This is a genomic window from Amycolatopsis aidingensis (genome assembly GCF_018885265.1).
Lineage (GTDB): Bacteria > Actinomycetota > Actinomycetes > Mycobacteriales > Pseudonocardiaceae > Amycolatopsis > Amycolatopsis aidingensis.
Genome location: NZ_CP076538.1, coordinates 1,570,614 through 1,591,871, shown reverse-complemented (window position 1 = coordinate 1,591,871; position 21,258 = coordinate 1,570,614). Strand labels below are relative to the sequence as shown.

Annotated in this window: 23 protein-coding genes; 12 read left to right on the top strand and 11 right to left on the bottom strand. The window is 69.6% G+C overall.

The window, feature by feature from the left end; all coding sequences use genetic code 11:
• Window positions 1-184: 184 nt before the first annotated feature.
• The gene (locus KOI47_RS07665) at window positions 185-571 is read left to right on the top strand and encodes a nuclear transport factor 2 family protein (protein ID WP_216215245.1); all 387 of its coding nucleotides are present in this window, start codon (window positions 185-187) and stop codon (window positions 569-571) included.
• A gap of 100 nt (window positions 572-671) precedes the next feature.
• Here KOI47_RS07665 and KOI47_RS36115 read toward each other — a convergent pair whose 3' ends face one another.
• The 5 genes from KOI47_RS36115 to KOI47_RS07640 form a co-directional block, all read right to left on the bottom strand.
• Window positions 672-1,130 carry a calcium-binding protein gene (locus tag KOI47_RS36115; protein ID WP_216215244.1) on the bottom strand — a complete coding sequence of 153 codons (459 nt, stop codon included), beginning with the start codon at window positions 1,128-1,130 and terminating at the stop codon, window positions 672-674.
• A 116-nt stretch (window positions 1,131-1,246) separates the two neighbouring features.
• On the bottom strand, window positions 1,247-1,576 hold the full coding sequence (locus KOI47_RS07655; RefSeq protein ID WP_216215242.1) for a DMT family transporter: 330 nt from the start codon (window positions 1,574-1,576) through the stop codon (window positions 1,247-1,249).
• Window positions 1,573-1,917: a DMT family transporter gene (locus KOI47_RS07650; RefSeq protein WP_216215240.1), complete on the bottom strand. Its 345-nt coding sequence runs from the start codon at window positions 1,915-1,917 to the stop codon at window positions 1,573-1,575. The genes KOI47_RS07655 and KOI47_RS07650 overlap by 4 nt, the downstream gene beginning before the upstream one ends.
• Window positions 1,914-2,465: a TetR/AcrR family transcriptional regulator gene (locus KOI47_RS07645; RefSeq protein WP_216215238.1), complete on the bottom strand. Its 552-nt coding sequence runs from the start codon at window positions 2,463-2,465 to the stop codon at window positions 1,914-1,916. The genes KOI47_RS07650 and KOI47_RS07645 overlap by 4 nt, the downstream gene beginning before the upstream one ends.
• A gap of 30 nt (window positions 2,466-2,495) precedes the next feature.
• The gene (locus KOI47_RS07640) at window positions 2,496-3,110 is read right to left on the bottom strand and encodes a TetR/AcrR family transcriptional regulator (RefSeq protein WP_216215236.1); all 615 of its coding nucleotides are present in this window, start codon (window positions 3,108-3,110) and stop codon (window positions 2,496-2,498) included.
• A 79-nt stretch (window positions 3,111-3,189) separates the two neighbouring features.
• Here KOI47_RS07640 and KOI47_RS07635 point away from each other — a divergent pair, with 79 nt between their 5' ends.
• From KOI47_RS07635 to KOI47_RS07620, 4 genes are all read left to right on the top strand, one after another.
• On the top strand, window positions 3,190-3,822 hold the full coding sequence (locus KOI47_RS07635; RefSeq protein ID WP_216215232.1) for an NAD(P)-dependent oxidoreductase: 633 nt from the start codon (window positions 3,190-3,192) through the stop codon (window positions 3,820-3,822).
• Between the two features lie 102 nt (window positions 3,823-3,924).
• Entirely contained in the window at window positions 3,925-5,166 is a 1,242-nt protein-coding gene (locus tag KOI47_RS07630; RefSeq protein ID WP_216215231.1) for an RNA polymerase sigma factor, read from the top strand.
• 106 nt (window positions 5,167-5,272) lie between these two features.
• Window positions 5,273-5,821 carry a sigma-70 family RNA polymerase sigma factor gene (locus KOI47_RS07625; RefSeq protein ID WP_216215229.1) on the top strand — a complete coding sequence of 183 codons (549 nt, stop codon included), beginning with the start codon at window positions 5,273-5,275 and terminating at the stop codon, window positions 5,819-5,821.
• Entirely contained in the window at window positions 5,818-6,525 is a 708-nt protein-coding gene (locus tag KOI47_RS07620; protein ID WP_216215226.1) for a zf-HC2 domain-containing protein, read from the top strand. The genes KOI47_RS07625 and KOI47_RS07620 overlap by 4 nt, the downstream gene beginning before the upstream one ends.
• A gap of 5 nt (window positions 6,526-6,530) precedes the next feature.
• Here the strand turns inward: KOI47_RS07620 and KOI47_RS07615 are convergent, their stop codons facing one another.
• Window positions 6,531-7,562, bottom strand: a complete 1,032-nt coding sequence (locus tag KOI47_RS07615; RefSeq protein ID WP_232376604.1) for a S1C family serine protease — start codon at window positions 7,560-7,562, stop codon at window positions 6,531-6,533.
• A gap of 107 nt (window positions 7,563-7,669) precedes the next feature.
• On the opposite strand from KOI47_RS07615, the gene KOI47_RS07610 reads away from it, so the two are divergent.
• The 3 genes from KOI47_RS07610 to KOI47_RS07600 all read left to right on the top strand — a co-directional run bounded on the left by KOI47_RS07610 (window position 7,670) and on the right by KOI47_RS07600 (window position 10,709).
• The gene (locus KOI47_RS07610) at window positions 7,670-8,992 is read left to right on the top strand and encodes an HNH endonuclease signature motif containing protein (protein WP_216215225.1); all 1,323 of its coding nucleotides are present in this window, start codon (window positions 7,670-7,672) and stop codon (window positions 8,990-8,992) included.
• A 25-nt stretch (window positions 8,993-9,017) separates the two neighbouring features.
• On the top strand, window positions 9,018-9,287 hold the full coding sequence (locus KOI47_RS07605) for a hypothetical protein (RefSeq protein ID WP_216215223.1): 270 nt from the start codon (window positions 9,018-9,020) through the stop codon (window positions 9,285-9,287).
• A 267-nt stretch (window positions 9,288-9,554) separates the two neighbouring features.
• The gene (locus KOI47_RS07600) at window positions 9,555-10,709 is read left to right on the top strand and encodes a S1 family peptidase (RefSeq protein WP_216215222.1); all 1,155 of its coding nucleotides are present in this window, start codon (window positions 9,555-9,557) and stop codon (window positions 10,707-10,709) included.
• A 71-nt stretch (window positions 10,710-10,780) separates the two neighbouring features.
• Here the strand turns inward: KOI47_RS07600 and KOI47_RS07595 are convergent, their stop codons facing one another.
• From KOI47_RS07595 to KOI47_RS07585, 3 genes are all read right to left on the bottom strand, one after another.
• Complete coding sequence (locus tag KOI47_RS07595) at window positions 10,781-11,605, bottom strand: ABC transporter permease subunit (protein ID WP_216215220.1); 825 nt, start codon at window positions 11,603-11,605, stop codon at window positions 10,781-10,783.
• A complete protein-coding gene (locus KOI47_RS07590) occupies window positions 11,595-12,494 on the bottom strand; it encodes an ABC transporter ATP-binding protein (RefSeq protein WP_216215219.1) in 900 nt (299 codons plus the stop codon). Before KOI47_RS07590 ends, KOI47_RS07595 begins: the two co-directional genes overlap by 11 nt.
• Window positions 12,495-12,631: 137 nt before the next feature.
• A complete protein-coding gene (locus tag KOI47_RS07585; RefSeq protein WP_408629896.1) occupies window positions 12,632-14,425 on the bottom strand; it encodes a family 20 glycosylhydrolase in 1,794 nt (597 codons plus the stop codon).
• A gap of 190 nt (window positions 14,426-14,615) precedes the next feature.
• On the opposite strand from KOI47_RS07585, the gene KOI47_RS07580 reads away from it, so the two are divergent.
• Entirely contained in the window at window positions 14,616-16,178 is a 1,563-nt protein-coding gene (locus KOI47_RS07580; protein ID WP_216215218.1) for a cellulose binding domain-containing protein, read from the top strand.
• 30 nt (window positions 16,179-16,208) lie between these two features.
• Here KOI47_RS07580 and KOI47_RS07575 read toward each other — a convergent pair whose 3' ends face one another.
• Entirely contained in the window at window positions 16,209-16,736 is a 528-nt protein-coding gene (locus KOI47_RS07575; protein WP_232376603.1) for a MarR family winged helix-turn-helix transcriptional regulator, read from the bottom strand.
• A gap of 46 nt (window positions 16,737-16,782) precedes the next feature.
• Between KOI47_RS07575 and pip the strand changes: the two genes are divergently transcribed.
• Window positions 16,783-17,742: a prolyl aminopeptidase gene (gene pip / locus KOI47_RS07570; RefSeq protein ID WP_216215217.1), complete on the top strand. Its 960-nt coding sequence runs from the start codon at window positions 16,783-16,785 to the stop codon at window positions 17,740-17,742.
• A 10-nt stretch (window positions 17,743-17,752) separates the two neighbouring features.
• On the opposite strand, the gene KOI47_RS07565 is transcribed toward pip, so the two are convergent.
• Complete coding sequence (locus KOI47_RS07565) at window positions 17,753-19,993, bottom strand: ATP-binding cassette domain-containing protein (RefSeq protein WP_216215216.1); 2,241 nt, start codon at window positions 19,991-19,993, stop codon at window positions 17,753-17,755.
• Between the two features lie 143 nt (window positions 19,994-20,136).
• On the opposite strand from KOI47_RS07565, the gene KOI47_RS07560 reads away from it, so the two are divergent.
• Together KOI47_RS07560 and KOI47_RS07555 are read left to right on the top strand one after the other, a co-directional pair.
• Window positions 20,137-20,946: a TetR/AcrR family transcriptional regulator C-terminal domain-containing protein gene (locus KOI47_RS07560; RefSeq protein ID WP_216215215.1), complete on the top strand. Its 810-nt coding sequence runs from the start codon at window positions 20,137-20,139 to the stop codon at window positions 20,944-20,946.
• A gap of 65 nt (window positions 20,947-21,011) precedes the next feature.
• Entirely contained in the window at window positions 21,012-21,212 is a 201-nt protein-coding gene (locus KOI47_RS07555) for a PspC domain-containing protein (RefSeq protein WP_216215212.1), read from the top strand.
• The last annotated feature ends 46 nt before the right edge of the window (window positions 21,213-21,258 follow it).

The window sequence follows — 21,258 nt, the reverse complement described above, 5'->3', positions numbered from 1 at the left end:
CGAGTAGTAGATCAGGCCGTACTCCCGGTTTATTGCTCTGATCGGGCGACCGGATTAGTGCCGCCCCTTTCCCCGAAAGGAACCAACGGCACCACACTATTAGTGTCGGTTTCCGGTAGGCTGGGGGACGGCGACCGCGGAGAAGGGTGTCTGGCCGGTGGTGGCTTCTTCCACGCTCAAACTCGTGCAGTCACTACTTGGCAGGTTCGGCGCGGCCGATGCCGCGGGAGTCGCCAGGTTGTTCGCGCCACGCCTGGAATGGCGCGGCCCGGTTCCGGCCCATCTTTCGCTCGGCAACGGCACCCGCACCCGGCGCGAACTGGAGGCCTTCGTCCTCGGGTTCCACGAGGTGTTCGGGCTGGACACGCTGACCGTGCGCAGGCTGATCGTCGACGACGAGGACGCCATGGTGATCGGCAGCGCGCGCTGCCGGGTCCGCGCGACCAATGCGCGGTTCGTGCTGGACTTCGCCGTGTCCCTCGCGGTCCGGGACGGCATGGTGGAGGCGTGCTGGGTGGTACCGGACACGCTGGCCGCGGCGGTGGCCCTGCGCAGGGTGGCGGTGCTGTAGCGGCGGTCGGCAGCCGGACGGGAGTGGCCGGCCACGGCGGGACCGGCCACTCGTTCTGCCACCCGAAAGAAGGCCTGACTCCGCGATCTCCGCAACCCGGTCAGAAAATGATCTCGCAGTTGGCGATCGCCTCGAACCGGGAGTCGCACCGGTCGGCCCCGCCCGCGCCGCCATTGCCTGCGTCCACTCCGGCCGGGTCGGTCAAGGTGTCGTTGCCCGCGTTGCCATTGACGATGTCGTTGCCTGCGCCGCCGTCGAGGTTGTCGATACCGGCACCGCCGTTCAGCGTGTCGTTGCCCGCGTTGCCGTTGACGATGTCGTTGCCCGAGAGGCCGAAGACGATGTCGTTTCCGGCCAGGGTGACGAACACGTCCTGCCCTGCGGTGCCGAACAGCACGTCGGCCCCGGCGGTACCAACCTGCGTCGCGGGCATACCGTTGCAGTTCGGCTGCTGCGCGCTGGCCGTGCCGACCGGGACGAGCGCGAGCCCGGCCGCCAGGAATACCGGCGCCGTCGCCTTGACGACAACCGGCACGATGGATCTTCGCTGCTTTTCCATGACGGATCCTCCGCATCTGCCGGCTTCGGGGTCGCGGCCGGTGCGGTAGAAAAGTACAAACGCGCCGGTGAAACCACTACGTCCCGCTGAGTGATACCCCAGGAATGGGTCCTATCTCAGGCCACGGCCTGCGCACCGAGTTCGATCACCAGCACCCCGCCCGCGATCAGCACGACACCGGCGGCCATCAGCAAACTGAGTGGCTCCCGGAAGATCAGGCGGCCGAGCAGGGCGGTCAGTGCGACCCCGGAGGCCGCCCATACGCCGTAGGCGACCCCGACCGGCATCCCGCGCGCCAGTACCGCACCCAGCAGGGTGAAGGCTCCGAGGTAGCCCAACGCAACCGGCACGATCCAGGCCTTCCTGGTGAAACCGTGCGAGGCCTTCATCGAGAGGGTGGCCACGACCTCCAGCACAATCGCGCAGGCGAGCAGCAACCAGGTCATGCCCGGCCCCTGCAAGCCCGCTGCGACCCGATCTCCACCAGCAGCACCCCGCCGATCACCAGCGCGATCCCGGCGGTGATCGGCCAGGTCAGGTCGTCGCCGAAGATCGCGGCACCGGCGACCGCGGTGAGCGCGACCCCGGAGGCGGCCCAGATGCCGTAGGCGACCCCGACCGGCATCCCGGCCGCGAGCACCTTGGCGACCAGCACGAAGGCACCGCCGTAGCCCGCGACCACCGCGATCAGCCACCAGGGATGGCTGAAGCCGTCCATTGCCCGCAGTGCGAGGGTGGCGACCACCTCCAGCAGGATGGCGCTGCCCAGCAGGAACCACTTGTTCACGCCCGGCTCCCTTCCGAGCAGGCCAGCTCGCCGATCCTGGCCACCACCGCCGTCCGCATACTCGCGCCGAACCCCGTGGTGTCGGTCGCCTCGGCCATCCACAGCCCGTCGGCGGCCAGCCGGGCCACCACGCGGTCCACTTCCGCGGGCCGCGGCCGCGCCGGTGGGCTGCCGATCCACTTGCTGAGCAAGGCATGCCACGGGGCGAGCAGGCTCGCGTCGTGCACGGAGTCGACCAGCACGGCAAGATCCGCCCGGCTCGCGGTGCTACCGGCGACCACGGTGGTGTAAGCCACCACTCGCTCCGCGGGACCCGCCTCCTCGAACGGCTTGCCCAGTGCAGCACACATCTCCTCGTCCCAGCAGCCGGTGATGTGCTCGACCACGGCGAGCATCAACTGCTCCTTGGTGGCGAAGTGATAGATCAGCCCGCCCTTGCTCAGCCCGGCTTCCTGCGCGGCGGCGTCCAGGGTGAGGCTGGCGATACCGCTGCGTTCCGCCAGACGTACGGCGGCCCGCAGGATCGCAGTTCTCGAACTCGGTCTCACCGTAGTTACTGTACCGACTAGTCGGTGTAGTTACAACGCGGGCCGGATACCCTCCGCCACGGTGCGCACGACCCCGCGGGCAAAGGCGTCCAGTGCCGCGGAGTCGTCGGGTACCGCCCAGAAGTGGCTCAGGAACGCGCGCTGGAAACAGGCGCCCAGCAGGGCGGCCGCGGCGGCATCCGGATCGGCGTCCGGACCGATCCGGCCCCGCCGCCGCTCGGCATACAGGAAACCGGCCAGCGCATCGAGCAGTTTCTGCGGCCCCTTGTCCAGCGCCCGCATGGCGTCCCGATGACGCCGCAGCAGCGCGGGCTCAGCGAACAGCGAGGCGGTGATCGGCACGGTCGAGGCGTAGAACTCCGTGACCTCACGAGCGACGTCCACCAGACACTCCACTGTGGACCTACCGCCGGGATCCGCGGTGAGCTCGGCAAGCAAGGTGCCGACCGGGGGCAGCCGCTCCTGTAGCACCACCACGAACAGCTCTTCCTTGCTGACGAAGTGCTTGTAAAGGGCGGCCTCGGAACATACGGCCGCCTGGGCGATCTCCTTGGTGGTCACCTTGGCCAGCCCGACGTTGCGCATCAGCTGCTCCGCGGCGTCCAGGATGCGTTGCCGGGTCGGCCGCGCCTGCTGCGATGACATCGGAGTCCTCCGGTGAGTGAGTACTTACCCACCAGGATATCGTGCCGGGTGAACACGCACCAACCAGGAAGGGACCCTGATGAGACTCACGGTGTTCGGGGCATCCGGTGGCACTGGAACGCAACTGGTCCGGCAGGCGCTGGCGGCAGGGCACGAGGTGACGGCGGTGGTACGGGATCCCGCCCGGCTGCCGGTCCGGCACGCGGCCCTCACGGTGCTGACCGCGGAGGTGACCGATCCGGATGCGCTACGGCCCGCGCTGGAGGGCGCGGAGGCGGTGTTCTCCGCGCTGGCGGCGAGCAGGCGGCGGGGCGATATCGCCAGCACGGCGGTGCGGTCGATCCTGCGCGCGCTACCGGAGGCAGGCACCCGCAGGCTGGTGGTGGTGAGCGCGGTGCCGGTCGGCCCGACTCCCGCTGCGGAGCCCCTGCTCGGCAAGGTGCTGCTCGTCCCGTTGGTACGCAGGGTATTCCGGGATGCCTACGCCGACCTTGGCCGGATGGAGGAGGAGCTACGCCGCAGCGAGGCGGAGTGGACGATCGTGCGCCCGCCCCGGCTGCTGGACCGCCCGCACACCGGGCGCTACCGGCAGCGGATCGGCGGGAACGTGCCGGGCGGGCACACCCTTTCCCGCGCTGACCTGGCACACGCCATGCTCGCGCTGGCGGCCGAACCGGCGGCGGTACGGGCGGAGGTCGGCGTGTCCTACTGACAAACCGTCTGTCCCCGGCGACGCGCCCTTTCTTGTCACCGGTCGGGCGTACGCTGCTCGCAGCGCCACTGTGGACGGCGGGAAGGGAGCGATGCACCGACGGTGACAAGCAAGATCGAGCAGGCCGTCGCGGCGACGTTCCGCCAGGAATGGGGGCAGGTCGTGGCGACGCTGATCCGGACGACCGGCGACTGGGACCTCGCCGAGGAATGCGCGCAGGAGGCCTTCGCGCAGGCGCTGCGGCGCTGGCCGGAGGAAGGCGTGCCGCGCAGTCCGGGTGCGTGGATCACCACCGTGGCCCGGAACAGGGCGACCGACCGGCTGCGCCGCGAGGCGGTGGGCGAGGCCAAGCTGCGGGAGGCGGCGCTGCTGGCCGATCCCCAGCCGTCGGAGGCTGAGGAGGAGGCGCACAGCGGTGTGCCGGACGATCGGCTGCGCCTGATGTTCACCTGCTGCCATCCGGCACTCGCGTTCGAAGCCAGGGTCGCACTCACCCTGCGCACCCTGGCCGGGCTGACCACGGCCGAGATCGCACGTGCCTTCCTGGTCAGCGAGGCGACCATGTCCAAACGCCTGACCAGGGCCAAGCGCAAGATCCAGCATGCGGGCATCCCCTACCGGGTGCCGCCGGCCCACCTGCTGGCCGACCGGACGGCGGCCGTGCTCGGCGTGCTGTACCTGCTGTTCAACGAGGGGTACACGGCCACGGCCGGGACCGACCTGGTCCGGCAGAACCTCTGCGCCGAGGCGATCCGGCTGGCCCGCCTGCTCGCCGAGCTGATGCCGGCGGAGCCGGAGGCGAGCGGCCTGCTCGCCCTGATGCTGCTGCACGATGCCCGCCGGGCCACCAGGGTCGGTGCCGGAGGTGAGCTGATCCCGCTGGAGGAACAGCGGCGTGATCAGTGGGACACCGAGAAGATCGACGAGGGGGTGGCCCTGCTGGACCTCGCCTTGCAGCGGGGGCGCGCCGGGCCGTACCAGATCCAGGCCGCGATCGCGGCCTGCCATGCCACCGCGAAAACCGCCGCGGACACCGACTGGCCGCAGATCGCCGGGCTCTACGACCGGCTCGCCAGGGAGGCGCCCTCCCCCGTGGTCGAGCTGAACCGGGCCGTCGCCGTCGGGATGTACCACCCGGAAGCCGGGCTGGAGCTGGTGGAACGCCTGGCGAACGCGGGGGAACTGGCCGGGTACCACCTGCTCCCGGCCACCCGGGCCGATCTGCTCCGCAGGCTCGGCAGGGCGGCGGAGGCCGCGGACGCCTACCGGGAGGCCATCGAACTCGCCGGTACCGAGGCCGAACGCCGTTACCTCGCCGGCAGGCTGGCCGAGACCACGAGCTGACCTGCGCTTCCCGGTGTGCCCTGGCGAGATTTGAACCGCGGCCACCCCGTGCTCCGTGTCAGCAACGACCGCCGGAAACGGCGGCGTGGCCAACCAGGGAGTCGGCATGGCGAGGCTGTTTGCCCGCAGGGCGGCGTCGAGGGACGAGGCGCTGGTCCGCTCGCTCTACGAGGAACACGGCAAGGCGCTGCTGGCGTACGCGGTCCGGCTGACCGGTGACCGCGCGGCCGCGGAGGACGTGTTGCAGGAGACGCTCATGCGGGCCTGGCGCAATGCGGAGTCACTCGCCTCGACCGAGGGCTCGATCCGCGGTTGGCTGTTCACCGTGGCCAGGAACCTGGTGATCGACAGGGCACGGGCGCGGGCGGCGCGGCCAACCGAGGTCGCCGAGTCCCCCGCGACGACCCCGGTGCACGGGGATCACGCGCAGACGGTGGTGGACTCGATGAGCGTGCTCGGCGCCATCGAGAAACTCTCCGACGACCATCGGACCGTGTTGCTCGAGATCTACTTCCACGACCGCAGCGTGGCCGAGGCCGCGCGGATCCTCGGCATTCCGCAGGGAACGGTCAAGTCCCGCTCGCATCATGCGTTGCGGGCGCTGCGGGCGGCGCTTGCCGATCGGCGGGCGGCGTGGGAAGGAGTACCGGCATGACCGGCCAGGGACACCAGGCACCGCTACTCGGGGCGTACGCGCTCGGCACGCTCGACGAGGCCGAGGCGCGGGCCGTCCAGCAGCACCTCGCGAGCTGCCCGACCTGCCGCGCCGAGCTCGAAGGGCTCATGGAGGTACGAGAGATGATGGGCGAGCTCCCGGCGGAGGCTCTGTTGCACGGCCCGCCGGAGAGCAGTGAACTGGTGCTGGGCCGCACCCTGCGGCAGGTCCGCAGGGAGGCGGTGGCGGGCCGGACCCGCGGCAGGCTGCTCACCGGCGTCGCCGCGGCGATCGTGGTGGGCCTCGTGCTGGCGGTGGGTTTCCTGGTCGGGCAGAACTCGACGGGCACGACGAATGTGGCCCAGCCGCCATCGGTGACCGGTACCGCGCTGCCGGAAGGTACCCAGGTGGTCTCCGGGACCGATCCGGAGACCGGCGCCCGGATGACCGCCAGGGTGACGCCAGCGGCAGGCTGGGTGCGGGTGAACGCCTCGGTCAGCGGCATCCCGGCCGGCGAGAAGTGCCTGCTGCTGGTGGTGGACAAGGAGGGCAAGCGCCGGATCGCGGGCAGCTGGGTGGTGTCCGCTAAGGGCGCCGCGGAGGGCACCACCCTGGACGGCTCGGCGATCGTGCGGCCCTCCGAGGTCACCGCGATCGAGGTGACGAACGTGTCCGGTGCCCGGTTCGTGTCCGCGCCGACCTGATGCGATCAGCCGGACCGGGTGCCGACGGTTACCTCGATCTGCTGGCGCTCGGAGCCCCTGGCCACGGTGAGGGTCACCTGCTGGCCCGGTTCCGTACCGCGCAGGGCGCCGAGCACGTCTTCCACGGCGGCCACCTTGGTGTCGCCGAACTGGACGATCACGTCGCCGGTGCGCAGTCCCGCCTTGGCGGCCGGACCACCCTCCTCGACCCGCTGCACCAGCGCGCCCTGCTCGACCTGTACGCCGAGCTGTTCCCGGATCGAGGGCGTGAGCTGCGCCAGCGACACGCCGAGGTAGGGATGCTCGGCCGTGCCGTCGGCCAGCAACTGCTTGGCCACCTCCTGGGCGGTGGCCGAGGGGATGGCGAATCCGATGGACACCGCACCGCTCTCCGGCGGCAGGTACGCCTCGTTGATGCCGATCACCCTGCCCTGGACGTCCACGAGCGCGCCGCCGGAGTTGCCAGGGGAGATCGGGGCGTCGGTCTGGATCAGGTCCACCAGCGCGTGCGTACGGCTCGACGCACCGGGAACCTCCCGGTGCAGCCCGGACACGATGCCCGCGGTCACGGTGTTCTGCAGGCCGAGCGGGCTGCCAAGGGCGAGTACCCGGTCGCCGGGCCGGGGCAGTTCGGTCCGGAACTTGGCGACCGGCAGCCCGGCCCGCTCGGTACGGATCACGGCGAGGTCGGTGATCCGGTCCGTGGCCAGCACCTCGCCCGCGGACTCGGTACCGTCCGCGAACCCGATGCGCACGCTGGAACGGCCCGCCACCACATGCCGGTTGGTCAGCACCACATCCTCGCGGAACACCACGCCACTGCCGACGCCCCGCTCGGTGCGCACCGTCACCACCGACGGCGCCACCTGCTCCACGACATTGGCATAGCTCGCACCGATCCCTTCACCCTGCGCGGGTGCGGTGTTCTGCTGGGTCCCCGGGTCTCCCGCCGCGTTCTCGCCGGGCTCACCGGTGCAGCCGACCAGGGTCACGGCCGCGCAGCACAGCGAGACAGCGGCAAAGCTCAGTCTGCTCACGAACTCAGGAGTACCCACGGCATGCCGACGCCGAAACGGGTCCGGCCCACCTCGTATCACCTGATCGTGTATCGAACATGTGGTCGATATCGCGGTAGTCTGGGGTTGTGACCAGGACCTTCGGCATCGACACCTCCCGCATGAGCGAGGAGGAACTCCTGACCGCGCTGGGCGACCTCGAACAGCAGCGGCGAGCTCTGTACGCCCGGGAGCTGGCGGTCCTGGCCGAACTCGACGGCCGCGACACAGCCAGCCAGCAGGGCTACCGCGACCTGCCGACGTTGACCCGGGAGATCCTGCGGCTCAACGCCTACGACGCCCGCCAGCGCGTGGCCCATGCGCGGGCGGTGGTGCGGCGCTACGGCCCGGGTGGGATACCCTTGGAGCCCGACCTGCCCGAGGTCGGTGCCGCCGCGGCCGAGGGCGTGATCGGGCCGGAGCACATCGAGACCATCCGCGCCACCATCGCCCGCTTCCCGCAGCCGGTCAGCCTGCCGGATCGGGAGCATGCCGAGGCGCTGCTGACCAAGGCGGCGCGGGAGTACGAACCCCACACCGTCACCGCCCTGGGTAAAGAGATTCTGGCGCGGCTGGACCAGGACGGGAACCCACCGAGCGAGGAGGAACTGGCCCGGCCGGAACGCTCCCTGGACTGGCGCGAAACCCGCGGCGGACGACTCCGCGGCACCTTCGAGCTGGACGCCGAAACCGCCGCGGTACTGACCGGGCTGATCGAACCCCGCGCCAAACCCGCCAGCACCACAGACGAACCGGACCGGCGCAGCAAGTTCCAGCGGCAAGGGGACGCGTTCGCCGACGTGCTGCGCGTGGCAGCCGGATGCCCCGAAGAAGGACCCACCGAAGCGGGCGAACCCTTCACCGTCATGGTGACCATCACCCTCGACGACCTCAAACACGGCACCGGATACGGGCTACTACACGGACAGGAGTCCTACTCCGCCGCCCAAATCCGGCGGATGGCCTGCGACTCCTACGTCGTGCCCGCCGTCCTGGGCGGGCGAGGCGAGATCCTCGACATCGGACAACGCACCCGCACCGTACCCCTGGCCATCCGCAGAGCCTTGATCCTGCGCGACCGCGGATGCACCTTCCCCGGCTGCCGCAGAAAACCCAAACCATGCCACGCCCACCACGTCACCCCATGGGCCCTCGGAGGACCCACCGCCCTACACAACCTCACCCTGCTGTGCTGGTACCACCACAACCTCATCCACCACACCGACTGGTCAATGCGCATACGCAACGGACTACCCGAACTCATCCCACCCACGTTCCTGGACCCCGAGCGAAGACCCAGACGCAACCTCCTCCACCGCCAGGGGCTGGGACTTGAGGGCTGGCGCAGTGTCATGTTGCGCGCGGGCCCGCGAGCGGCGGACACTGAGGTCATCGGGATATCCACGCTGTGACAACCGTCGATCAGGAGGTTGGAACATGGTTGGCGTGCCTTCCGGGCAGTTCGCGGTGAACGACCGCCCCGATGTGGATTGGCTGCATGCCACGGTATGTGGTGTGTTCGCCGCCGTGCTCTTCCTGCTTGCGATCGTGCTGGACGGTCCGAGCCTTAGCGGTATCGGGCTGAGCGTGCCACTGTGCATCGGCGGCGGTATCGCGCTGCTGGCGGTCGCCGCCCTGCTCGGCGCACACGCCATGGCCGAGCAACGGCAACACGAACAGGGCAACAACCCTACCCGGGCGGGCTGACGGCTCAGCCGAGCCGCCGGGTCCTCCCGGTATGACGGCTGAGCCGGAAATACCCGACGAAAGTCTGGACATGGTCTGACAAGACTTTCGTTGGTACTGCCGACCGGATCGGAATTTTTAACCTCATGAATCGTCCGGCCGAAAAGGACGGACGGACGAATCGGGCGTAGTAGGCGCGGGATCGGCCCGCCAGCGGGAGCATTTCATTACCGGGCCGTTTCCGTGTCATTGCGCCTTTCCACGCCCCTGCTATCGAAAGTGGAACTCATGAGGAAAACCGGTCCTGTCGCTGTCGCGATGGTGAGTGCCGTACTCGGCGCGGCGCTGTTCAGCCCCTCGGCGGCCGCCGCCCCGGAAACCCCTTCGTACGACCCGGCGATGCTGCGTGCCCTAGCTGACCACCTGGATGTCAGCACCGAGCAGGCCGCCGACACCCTGAACCGTGAGCGCGCGCTGACCGCCGCGCTGGCCGAGGTCCGGCAACGCGGGGTCGCGACCGACGGAGCGTTCTTCGACTCCGCGGGCTCACTCGTGGTGAACGTCGCGGACACCGCCTCGGCCCGCGCTGTCGGCGCCGAAGGGCTGAAGGCGCGCACCGGTGTGCGGGGTGCCCAGCGGCTGAACGCGATCAGTGACTCGCTGGAGTCGGTGATCGGCGCCGACCTCGACCAGGTCCGCTCCTGGGGACCCGACCTGGTGTCCGACACGGTGACCGTCACGGTCCAGCCGGGGGCCAGCGCGGGCCTGATCGAGCGGCTGGACGCCGTGCCGGGGGTGAGCGTCCACACCGGGCCGCAGAACACGCCCACCGCCGACGTGATCCCCGGCCAGATCATGGATCTCGTTCCCGGCACGAACTGCACGCTCGGTTTTCCCGGCACCACTTCGGACGGTAACAACGTGATGCTCACCGCGGGACACTGCGTCTCCGGCAACCCGGACATCTACGACGCCGCGGGTAACCACCTCGGCCAGGGTGTCGCGAGCGAGTTCCCCAGCACCGACATGGGCCTGATGGACATCGACTCCGAGGACACCGGCCGCGGCTACGTGGACACCAGGACCGGCCGGACCGTCGCCGTCACCGGAAGCTCGAAGGCGCCGATCGGCACGCACCTGTGCAAGGCAGGCAACACCACCGGCTGGACCTGCGGCGAGATCACGCACTACAACCAGAGTGTCCGCTACAGCGGCGAGAGCGTCACGACCCGCGGCCTTGCCAGGTCCACCGTCTGCACCGAGGGCGGGGACAGCGGCGGCGCCTACATCGCGGGCAACACCGCCCAGGGCATGACCTCCGGCGGCCCGATCGGCTCGGAATGCGGGTTCAACGAGGGTGACAACGCCACCGGCTACTACTCCTACTACCAGCCGGTGGTCGACGCCGCCAACCACTACGGCGTGGCCCTGACCCGTTCCTGACGACCCGGCCACCGGCCGGGCCCGGCGCTCCCCGCGGTGGGGCCGCCGGGTCCGGCCGGTGCGCGTGCTTGCTAGGTGATGTCCCGGCGGGCGAGCAGCCAGCCACCCGCGGCACAGCAGACCAGCAAGTACCCGGCGACCACGGCCGCGGCCTGGCCCGCGCCGACGATGGCCTCCACCCCGGGGGTTCCGGCCGGTGCGCCGAGCCCGGCCACCAGCGCGCCGACGTTCGGACCGGGCAGCACCCGCTGCACATCGGCGATCCAGTCCAGCAGCGGGGCCGCGATGCTGCTCAGCAGGTTCTGCACGGCCAGCAGCCAGACCAGGCCGAGCCCGATCGGCAGCGCGACCGCCCGCAGGGCCACCGCGAGCAGCATGCCGAGCGATCCCCACATCGTGGCCGCCAGCCAGCCTCCGCCCGCGCCCAGCAGTATCCCGGCGAGGGAAGGCCAGTTCATCGGCTGGTTCTCCAGCGAGGCGATCACCGCGCTGGCCGTCGCGGTCGCGCCGAGCAGGGCCAGCACCGCCAGCAGCGAGCCTGCCGCCACGGTGGCCACCTTGACCGCGTACACCCGCGGCCTGCTGGGCTGCTGGGCGAACACCGTCTTCCAGGTCTCCCAGTTGTACTCGCTGCCCGCGACCAGCACGCCGAAGATCAACGCCAGTGCCCCGGCGAACACCGGCAGTCCGGCCACGGCCGTTCCGACGAACTCGGCTGGCAGCATGGCGGCCAGGCCGCGGTCGGCGGCAGGGGCGCCGGAGGCGGTTCCGGTGTATCCGGCGTACGGGATCAGGTAGCCGAAGGTGAGGCTCAGCAGCACGGTCACCGCCAGCAGCAGCCAGCAGGCCGGCCTGCGCGCCTGCTTGCTCAGTTCGGCACGAAGTTCAGCGCGCATCGGTCTGCCCTCCGGTCAGCTCGAGGAAGGTGCGTTCCAGATCGGGTTCGGACCAGCGCAGCTCACTGATCTCGAGGCCGCTGCCGACCAGCTCGGTGTTGATCCACGCCGCCCGCTCCGGGTCCACCGACAGCTCGAACGCATCCCCGTCCCGGCGCACCGCCGCGGTACCGAGCAGCCGGTGCAGGTGGTCCCGTGCCTCCCGTGCGGGCCTGGCGACCACCCGCAACACGCCGCCGGAGCCCAGCTCGGCGACCGTGGTCTCGGCGACCAGCCTTCCCCCCGCGATCACCCCGACCCGGTCGCAGGTCTGCTGCACCTCGGCCAGCAGGTGGCTGGAAAGCAGGACGGTGCGGCCGGTCTCGGCCAGTCCGCGGATCGTCACCCGCATATCGGCCATCCCGGCCGGGTCGAGGCCGTTGGTCGGCTCGTCCAGGATGAGCAGCTGGGGATCCTTGAGCAGCGCGGCGGCGAGGCCGAGCCGCTGCTTCATCCCGAGCGAGTAGGTCGCGTACCGGTCCCTGGCCCGCTCGGTCAGCTCGACGGCGCGCAACACCTCCGCCACCCTGGCGCGGGCCACGCCCGCGTGCCCGGCGAGCACGCGCAGGTTGTCCCGGCCGGAAAGATGCGGGTAGAACGCGGGCCCCTCGATCAGCGCGCCGACCCCGCGCAGGTAACCGGGACCGGGCCCACGCCCGAGCACGGCGAGGGTGCCCGCGCTGGGCCGGATCAGGCCGAGCAGCATGCGCAGGGTGGTGGACTTGCCAGCGCCGTTGGGGCCGAGGAAGCCGTACACCTCACCGGGGCGCACGGTCAGGTTGAGATCCTGGACGGCCACGAGGTCGCCGTAGCGCTTCGTCAGCCCGGTGGTCTCTACTGGGTTGCTCATGGCACCCAGGGTCGCCGGGCGGAACCGGCCTGCGCGTCCGGTGGGAAGCGGGTTTCGCGGTTACGCTCGCCGCCGTACGCGGCTGTGGTGGGCGCCCCGCCTCCCGCGCGGCGCCCACCACCGGAACCGTTACTCCCTCAGCAGGGGCCGTCGTTGCGCCAGACTCCCCATTCACCGGTGGTGCCCGGTTCCTCGCCCCTGGTCCACCACTTGGCAGTCCAGTTGTATCCGTTGTGCGAGACCTGGTCCCCGCCGGTGTACACGGTCGAGGAGTTCCATGCGGGTGCGGTGCACTCGCCTGGCTCACCGCCACCGTCGGTCCGCCAGGGAACCTGCGGGGAACGGTAGAACTCCAGGCCCATCTGCTCCCAGCGCGGCGCCTGGGCGCCGAGCCGCTCGCGGAAGGCGTTCCAGTCATGCGTCGACCACGGCGACCAGCCGAGCTCGGCGATCGCGGGCAACCTCGGGAACGCCATGTAGTCGATATGCGCCGGGGTCTCGATGGTCTCGCTCCACAGTGGAGCTTCGACCCCGCGCACCGCCGACTCCGGGACCCCGTTCAGGTAGGAACCCGGGTTCCAGTCGTAGGCGTCGTCCACCTCGGTGTAGCCTGCCCAGCTGAGACCGAGCGGGGTGCTGGAGTTGTACTTCATGTCCAGGTAGGCCTTGTTCGCCGGGGACATCAGTACCTTGTTGCCCCGCTGTGCCGCGTCGGCAACGGCCTGGCTCGAGGTCGTGGTACCCCAGAACTGCGGAACCGCTTCGGTGTCGGTTGTGGTCTCGATGAAGTCGTGCCAGCCCATCGGCTTCTTGCCGTACTTCTCGACGATCGGCAGCACCCGGTCCATGAACGTCTGGTAGTCGGCCGGGGTGGTGGCATTGGCCTCGTCCCCGCCGATGTGGATGTACGGCCCGGGAGTCAGCGCGGCGAGCTCGCGGATCACGTCGTCCACGAACTCGTAAGTGATCTCCTTGTTGATGCACAACGAGCTGTACCCGACCTCGATGTCGGTACGCAACGGCGGGGCCTGCCCGTCGCAGTTCAGCTCCGCGTACGAGGCCAGCGCCGCGTTGGTGTGCCCCGGCATGTCGATCTCCGGAATCACCGTGATGTGCTTGCTCGCCGCGTAGTCGATAATCTCGCTGTACTCGGCCTTGGTGTAGTAGCCGCCGGGACCGCCGCCGACCTCGGTGCTGCCACCGTAGGTCGCCAGCCGTGGCCAGCTGTCGATGACCAGCCGCCAGCCCTGATCATCGGTCAGGTGCAGGTGCAGGTAGTTGACCTTGTAAAGGGCCAGCTGGTCGATGTAGCGCTTCACCGTGTCCACCGGGTGGAAATGCCGCGCGACGTCGAGCATCGCGCCCCGGTGGTGGAACCGTGGATAGTCCGTGATGGACACCCCGGGCAGCTGCCACGGGCCTTCCTGCTCGGTGGCACTCTCCACCTTGGCAGGCAACAGCTGGCGCAGGGTCTGCATGCCCGCGAACAGGCCCGCGGCCTCGTTCGCCCGCAGCACGACGGATTCCGCCGTCACCTCCAGCTGATAGCCCTCCGCGCCGACCTGGGGGTCCGCACCGGACAACAGCAGGGAAACACCGTCCGTGGGCTGCCCCTGCGCGTCGGCCACCGGGAACGGGTAGCCGGTCGATCCGCGCAGCAGGCCAGCCAGTTGCTCGCCGATCGCCCTGGCCTCGGCCGAGCCCCCCTGGGTGTAGATCGTGGTGTCCGCGGTGAGGTCGTGGACCACCCCGTCCGCGGGCTCTACCGATACCGGCGCCGGCACGATGTCCTGTGGGGACTCCAGCGTCGCCGCGGCCGCGGGCTGTTCCACGGCCAGGGCGCTGCCAGCCACCATGCCGGCGGCCACGGCCAGCACGGAGAACGCGTACCCGATCCGTGTTCGTGGATTTCGGGCCTTCCGCATCTGCATCGCCGCCTCTCTTGCTGAGCGTAGTTGTGATGCGTGGCACAACGGACGGAATGCTGCCATCTCGCGGCGGCTAGGTCTAGACCAATCTGAGTTTCTGCCCCACACTGAGGAGGCGACACTGAGGAGTCACGGCCGTGCCAGCCCACTCGCGCGGCCGTACCACAACCCCTGCACCCCTGCGAGGACACTGATGTCCAAAATCCGAAAACTCCTGGTGCTGTCCGTGGCCACCGCGGCCGCCCTGCTCGGTCTCGCGGCCGTACCGGCGAACGCGGCGCCCGGCCTGACGGCGACCTTCACCAAGGTGTCCGACTGGGGCACCGGATTCGAAGGCAAGATCACGGTTTCCAATGACAGCGCGACCGCGCTGAACGGCTGGACCATCGAGTTCGACCTGCCGGCAGGCTACTCGATCAGCAGCTCGTGGAACGCCCAGCGCACCAGCAGCGGCCAGCACTACACCTTCCGCAACCCGAGCTGGGCGCCCACCCTGGCGGCCGGGTCGAGCACCTCCTTCGGCTTCAACGGTGCCCCTGGCGGCATCAGCGGGATCCAGAACTGCACGTTCAACGGGGATCCCTGTGACGGCGGTGGCGGGCCGGGCGAGCCCGGCGCACCCAGCGCCCCCGGCACACCCAGCGTGACCGGCACCAGCAACTCCAGCATTTCCCTTTCCTGGGGCGCATCCAGCGGCACGGTCTCCGGCTACCGTGTCTACGAGGGCGACTCGCTGCGCGCGACCACCTCGGGCACCTCGGCCACCATCTCCGGGCTCGGCTCCTGCACCACGCACAGCTACACCGTGGCGGCGTACAACGACGCCGGTGAGTCCGCCCGCAGCGGCTCGGTGACCGCGACGACGGGTGGCTGCACCCAGCCCGAGGGCATCGGCGCCGCGCCCTACCTCTATCTCGGCTGGGGCAACCCGCCCTCGGCGACAATGGTCATGGAGGAGACCGGCATCGAGGCGTTCACCATGGCCTTCATCCTCTCCGACGGCGGCTGCTCCCCCGCCTGGGACAGCACCCGGCCGCTGCAGGGCAGCGTGGACGCGCGGACCATCGCGAGCATCCAGGCCGCAGGCGGGCAGGTCGTGCCCTCCATCGGCGGCTGGAGCGGGAACAAGCTGGGCCCGAACTGCTCCACCCCGGAGGCGCTCGCCGGCGCCTACCAGGAGGTGATCGACGCCTACGGCCTGAACTCGATCGACATCGACATCGAGAACACCGACGAGTTCGAGAACCCCACGGTGCAGGACCGGATCCTGAACGCGCTGCGGATCGTGGAGCAGAACAATCCCGGCATCGAAACGATCCTCACCTTCCCCACCCTGCGCTCCGGCCCCAACTACTGGGGCAACCGGCTGATCGAGCGGGCACAGGAACTGCAGGTCGGGGTCGACGTGTTCACCATCATGCCGTTCAACTTCAGCGGTTCGGACATGTACCAGGACACGGTGAGCGCCTCCGAAGGGCTGAAGAACAAGCTGAAGTCGACCTTCGGCTGGTCGGATGCCACCGCATACGGGCACATGGGCATCTCCGGCATGAACGGCCTTTCCGACCAGCGCGAGCTGACCAGCCTTTCGGACTGGACGCAGATCCGGGACTGGGCCAAGGGCAACGGCCTGGCCAGGCTGGCGTACTGGGCGGTGAACAGGGACCGCCCCTGCCCGAACGGGGGCGTGACCTCCAACTGCAGCGGGATCTCCCAACCGGAATGGGAGTTCACCCGCATCACCGCCGGGTTCTGACCCGGTAGACCCGCGGCGGCGGGCACGCACCTAGCCCTCAGGAGCGTGCTCGCCGCCGTGCCATGTGCGCCGGGCAAGGAGATCGGGCGCCACGGCGGCCACCCGCTCCCGCATCGACCGTCGCCGCAACGCGCCCAGCGCCTCCTCGACCAGGCGGCTCAGCGGGTAGGGCAGTTCCGCGTCCAGCTCCCTTGCCGCCTCGGTGACGGCCACCCACTCCGTCTCCAGGGTCGGCAGCAACTGCCGCGCCTTCGGGGTCAGCCGGGCAATGCGCTGCCGCGCGTCCGCCCCCGGCGACAGCGTCACCAGACCCTGCTTGACCAGCTGCGCCACCGTCTGACTCGCGGCGGAGTGGGTCACCCCGACCGCGTTCGCCAGTTCCCGGATCGACAGCGGACCGGCCGCGGCCAGCGTGCGCACCAGCGGTGCGAAACGCGGGCGGAACCCGACCAGCCCGAGTTCCGCTTCCACCTCGGCGACCCCGCCGTCCAGCAGCTCCAGCAGGTGACGCAGCCGGGTGCCGAGCAGTTCGGGCCCCGGTTCGGCAGTAGATGTCACAGCGTTAATATAACAGCACTGTTGTATCTATCCGAAGGGGCGGAAGATGGTCGAGCTGTACCCGCATATCGAGCCGTACGAGCAGGGCATGCTGGATGTCGGCGATGGCAACCAGGTGTACTGGGAGGCCTGCGGCAACCCGGAGGGCAAACCCGCGCTGCTGGTGCACGGCGGTCCCGGCTCGGGCTGCGTACCCCGGCACCGCCGGTACTTCGACCCGGACGCCTACCGGCTCGTCCTTTTCGACCAGCGCGGATGCGGGCGGAGCAGGCCGCTCGCCGAGGATCCGGCCACCGACATGCGGCACAACACCACCCAGCACCTGATCGCCGATATGGAACTGCTGCGCGAGCACCTCGGCATCGGGAGATGGCTGCTGCACGGGGGCTCCTGGGGCTCGACCCTGATCCTCGCCTACGCGCAGCGGTACCCGGAGCGGGTTTCCGAGATCGTGCTCACCGCTATCACCACCACCCGGCGCGCGGAGGTGGACTGGCTCACCCGGGGTGTCGGCCGGTTCTTCCCCGAGGCATGGGACCGCTTTCGGGCCGGCGCGCCGGAGGCGTACCGGGACGGCAACCTCGCCGCGGGCTACGCGCAGCTGATGGAGGACCCCGATCCCGCGGTGCGGGCACGGGCCGCCGGGGAGTGGCTGACCTGGGAAGACACCGTCGTCTCACTGGAACCGAGCGGGGTGCCGAACGCCTACACCACCCATGTCGGGGCCGATATGCAGGGTTTCGTCCGGATCGTGACGCACTACTTCGCCAACGCCGCCTGGCTGCCCGAGGACGACCTGCTGCGCAACGCGGGCAAGCTGGCCGGAATCCCCGGGGTGCTGCTGCACGGCAGGCAGGACATCGGCGGGCCGGTGCAGACCGCATGGGAGCTCGCCCGCGCCTGGCCCGGATCGGAACTGGTGGTGGTCGAGGACTCCGGGCACACCGGAAGCGAGACCATGCGCGCAGGCATCCGCGACGCCCTCGACCGCTTCGCCACCCGCTGACCCTCCCGGCTCAGCAGGCGGGGCGCCGGACGTAGGACCGCAGGTGCTGGGCGGTGAGAGTGTCCCCGCGGGCGACGAGCTCGGCCGGAGGGCCTTCGAACACGATCCGGCCACCGTCATGGCCCGCCCCCGGGCCGAGGTCGATGATCCAGTCGGCATGGGCCATCACCGCCTGGTGATGCTCGATCACGACCACCGAGTTGCCGGCACCCACCAGCCGATCGAGCAGCGCCAGCAGCTGGTCGACATCGGCGAGGTGCAGTCCGGTGGTCGGCTCGTCCAGCACGTAGGTCGCGGCCTTCTCCGCCATGTGGATGGCCAGCTTCAGCCGCTGCCGTTCGCCTCCGGAGAGGGTGGTGAGCGGCTGCCCCAGGCCGAGATAGCCCATGCCGACATCGACCAGCCGGTCCAGAATCACCCTGGCCTGCCCGCTGGTGAAGAACTCGCGCGCCTCGGTCACCGACATGCCGAGTACCTCGCTGATGTTCTTACCGCGCAGGGTGTATCCGAGTACCTCCGGGACGAACCGCTTGCCATCGCAGTCCTCGCACACCGAGGGCACGCTCGCCATCATCGCGAGGTCGGTGTAGACCAGCCCGATCCCCTTGCAGTTCGGGCACGCGCCCTCGGAGTTGGCGCTGAACATGCCGGGCTTGACCCCGTTGGCCTTGGCGAAGGCGTTCCGGATCGGGTCGAGCAGGCCGGTGTAGGTCGCCGGGTTGCTGCGCCGGGACCCACGGATCGGCGACTGGTCGACCACCAGCACGCCCTCCCGGCCGGACAGGGAGCCATGGATCAGCGAGCTCTTCCCGGAACCGGCGACGCCGGTGACCACGGTCAGCACCCCGAGCGGGATGTCCACGCTCACGTTCCGGAGGTTGTGCGTGGTGGCCCCGGTGATCGGCAACTGGCCGCGGGCGGGCCGCGGCCGCTCGCGTAGCCGGGCCCGGTGGTCGAGGTAGCGCCCGGTCAGGGTGTCCGACCGGCGCAGCCCCGCCAGGTCACCGGCGAAACACAGCCGTCCCCCTGCGGGCCCTGCGCCGGGGCCCAGATCGACGATGTGGTCGGCGATCTCGATCACCTCGGGTTTGTGCTCCACCACGAGCACCGTGTTTCCCTTGTCCCGCAACCGCAGCAGTAGGTCGTTCATCCGCTGGATGTCGTGCGGGTGCAGCCCGACCGTGGGTTCGTCGAACACGTAAGTGACGTCGGAGAGGCTGGAGCCGAGGTGCCGGACCATCTTCACCCGCTGCGCCTCGCCGCCGGAAAGCGTGCCGGACTCGCGGTCGAGGCTCAGGTAGCCGAGACCGATCTCGACCAGGGAGTCCAGGGTGTCGCGCAGGGTCTCCAGCAGCGGGCCCACCGACTCGACCTCGATCTTGCGGATGAACTCGGCGAGGTCGCTGATCTGCATGGCAGCGCACTCGGCGATGTTCAGGCCCTCGATGGTGGCCGAACGGGCGGCCTCGTTCAGCCGGGTGCCGCCGCAGGCGGTACAGCCGGTCGTGGTCACGGCGCGATCCACGAAGGACTTCATGGTCGCCTGCATCGAGTCCCGTTCCTTGCTGAGGAACAGCCGCCGGACCTTGACCGCGAGCCCTTCGTAGGTGATGGTGCTGCCACCTTGTTTGATCTTGGTCGTGGGCTTGCGCAGGAAGTCCGCCCACTGCTGGGGCGTGTAGTCCCGCAGTTTCACCTCCGGGTCGACGAAGCCGGAATGGGCGAGGATCCGCCAGTACCAGGAGTCGACCTCGAACCCTGGCACGGTGATCGCCCCCTCGTTCAGCGAGCGGTCCATGTCCACCAGCTCGTGCACGTCCAGGTCCGACACCCTGCCGATGCCTTCGCACTCCGGGCACATCCCCTCGGCGTTGAAGCTGAAGGCACTGGCGGCGCCGATATGCGGGGTGGCGATCCGGCTGAAGATGACCCGCAGCATGGCCTGCGCGTCGGTCGCGGTGCCCACTGTCGACCTGGAGTTGGCGCCCATTCGTTCCTGGTCGACCACGATCGCCGCGCTGAGATTGCGCAGGGCGTCCACATCCGGCCTGCCGAGGCTCGGCATCAGGGACTGGAGGAAGGCCGTGTAGGTCTCGTTGATCAGGCGCTGGGACTCGGCCGCGATCGTGCCGAACACGAGCGAGGACTTACCCGAGCCGGACACCCCGGTGAACACGGTGAGCCTGCGCTTGGGGATGTCGAGCGAGACCCCGGTCAGGTTGTTCTCCCTGGCACCACGGACCTCGATCATGCCGTGACTGTCCGCGGCCGAGCGCTGCCCGGCCGATACCGACGCAGCCTCTGGATGGATCAAAACCCTACCGCCTCTCCTGATATATTTACGACGTAAAGATTTGCCCCGACCAGATTAGTTTATGCTGTAAGGAGTCGCAAGTGGTCGTGTTTGCCGGGCAGGGGGACGCACGTCGTTCGATAGCGATGCTCTGGCGCAACGCCGGCCACGACGTCCCGGAACCCGGCACGAGACCAGGACCCAAACCGGGCCTGAGCGTGGACGAGATCGTGGCCGCGGCCATCGCGGTTGCCGATGCCGATGGCATGTCGGCCCTGTCCATGCGAGCGGTCGGTGAGCGTCTCGGACGCACTGCGATGGCCCTTTACACGTATGTCCCGAAGAAAAGTGAACTGATCGACCTGATGTACGATCAGGCGCTTGCCGAGCTCCCCACGGAGTACCCTGCGGACACCGGCTGGCGGGCGGCCGTGACCAGCTGGGCACGAGAGTTGTGGGCATTCTACCTCCGGCATCCGTGGATGCTGCAGGTGTCGCAGGCACGTCCGGTACTCGGCCCGCATGAGTACGCCCTCATCGAGACCGTGACCGGCCTCTTCCGGGAGACCGGGCTGGGTGCCGGGCAACTGCGGCGGATCATCGGCACGGTGTTCCAGTTCGTGCGCGCCACCGCGCAGACCGCGGCCGAGGCGCGGCAGGCGGTCCCGGAGACCGGGGTTTCCGAGGAAGAGTGGTGGTACTCCCGCACCGGGATCCTGCAGGAGGTCGTGCCGGACTTCACCGCGCGGTTCCCGCTGCTGGTCTGGCTGGAGAGCGAGGAGCGGGTGCCCCAGGCCGGGGGCGACACCTCCTACCTGGAAGGACAGGCCCGCGAGATGTTCGAGGCCGGGCTCGGGGTACTGCTGGACGGGGTGGAGGTCGCGATGTCAAGGAACGCGGCGGGGGACTGATCTCCGGGTGGGATCAGGGTGATCACCGATGCCGCGGCCGCCATGGCAGCGGCATCGTTGCTGGTATGACGACAACAGTGAAGACGACATTGACGAGGTCGCGGCACGACCGGGTGCTCGGCGGCGTCTGCGCCGGCCTGGCCGAGCGGTTCGGCTGGAAGCCGAAGACCGTACGGATCCTGTTCGTGGTCTCCTGCCTGCTGCCCGGCCCGCAGCTGCTGGCCTACCTGGCGTTGTGGATCATCATCCCCGCCGACCGGCACTGACCCCACGGGGTGGCTATAGTCGCGCCGTGAGAGCTCGCCGCCGACG

What these genes read in the sequence shown, in the direction of transcription:
- KOI47_RS07585 (WP_408629896.1), bottom strand. Translation starts at nt 14,425, where the DNA reads ATGCAGATGCGGAAGGCCCGAAATCCACGAACACGGATCGGGTACGCG.
- pip (WP_216215217.1), top strand. Translation starts at nt 16,783, where the DNA reads ATGGTCGAGCTGTACCCGCATATCGAGCCGTACGAGCAGGGCATGCTG.
- KOI47_RS07590 (WP_216215219.1), bottom strand. Translation starts at nt 12,494, where the DNA reads ATGAGCAACCCAGTAGAGACCACCGGGCTGACGAAGCGCTACGGCGAC.
- KOI47_RS07555 (WP_216215212.1), top strand. Translation starts at nt 21,012, where the DNA reads ATGACGACAACAGTGAAGACGACATTGACGAGGTCGCGGCACGACCGG.
- KOI47_RS07580 (WP_216215218.1), top strand. Translation starts at nt 14,616, where the DNA reads ATGTCCAAAATCCGAAAACTCCTGGTGCTGTCCGTGGCCACCGCGGCC.
- KOI47_RS07565 (WP_216215216.1), bottom strand. Translation starts at nt 19,993, where the DNA reads ATGATCGAGGTCCGTGGTGCCAGGGAGAACAACCTGACCGGGGTCTCG.
- KOI47_RS07600 (WP_216215222.1), top strand. Translation starts at nt 9,555, where the DNA reads ATGAGGAAAACCGGTCCTGTCGCTGTCGCGATGGTGAGTGCCGTACTC.
- KOI47_RS07640 (WP_216215236.1), bottom strand. Translation starts at nt 3,110, where the DNA reads ATGTCATCGCAGCAGGCGCGGCCGACCCGGCAACGCATCCTGGACGCC.
- KOI47_RS07635 (WP_216215232.1), top strand. Translation starts at nt 3,190, where the DNA reads ATGAGACTCACGGTGTTCGGGGCATCCGGTGGCACTGGAACGCAACTG.
- KOI47_RS07625 (WP_216215229.1), top strand. Translation starts at nt 5,273, where the DNA reads ATGGCGAGGCTGTTTGCCCGCAGGGCGGCGTCGAGGGACGAGGCGCTG.
- KOI47_RS07605 (WP_216215223.1), top strand. Translation starts at nt 9,018, where the DNA reads ATGGTTGGCGTGCCTTCCGGGCAGTTCGCGGTGAACGACCGCCCCGAT.
- KOI47_RS07655 (WP_216215242.1), bottom strand. Translation starts at nt 1,576, where the DNA reads ATGACCTGGTTGCTGCTCGCCTGCGCGATTGTGCTGGAGGTCGTGGCC.
- KOI47_RS07620 (WP_216215226.1), top strand. Translation starts at nt 5,818, where the DNA reads ATGACCGGCCAGGGACACCAGGCACCGCTACTCGGGGCGTACGCGCTC.
- KOI47_RS07595 (WP_216215220.1), bottom strand. Translation starts at nt 11,605, where the DNA reads ATGCGCGCTGAACTTCGTGCCGAACTGAGCAAGCAGGCGCGCAGGCCG.
- KOI47_RS36115 (WP_216215244.1), bottom strand. Translation starts at nt 1,130, where the DNA reads ATGGAAAAGCAGCGAAGATCCATCGTGCCGGTTGTCGTCAAGGCGACG.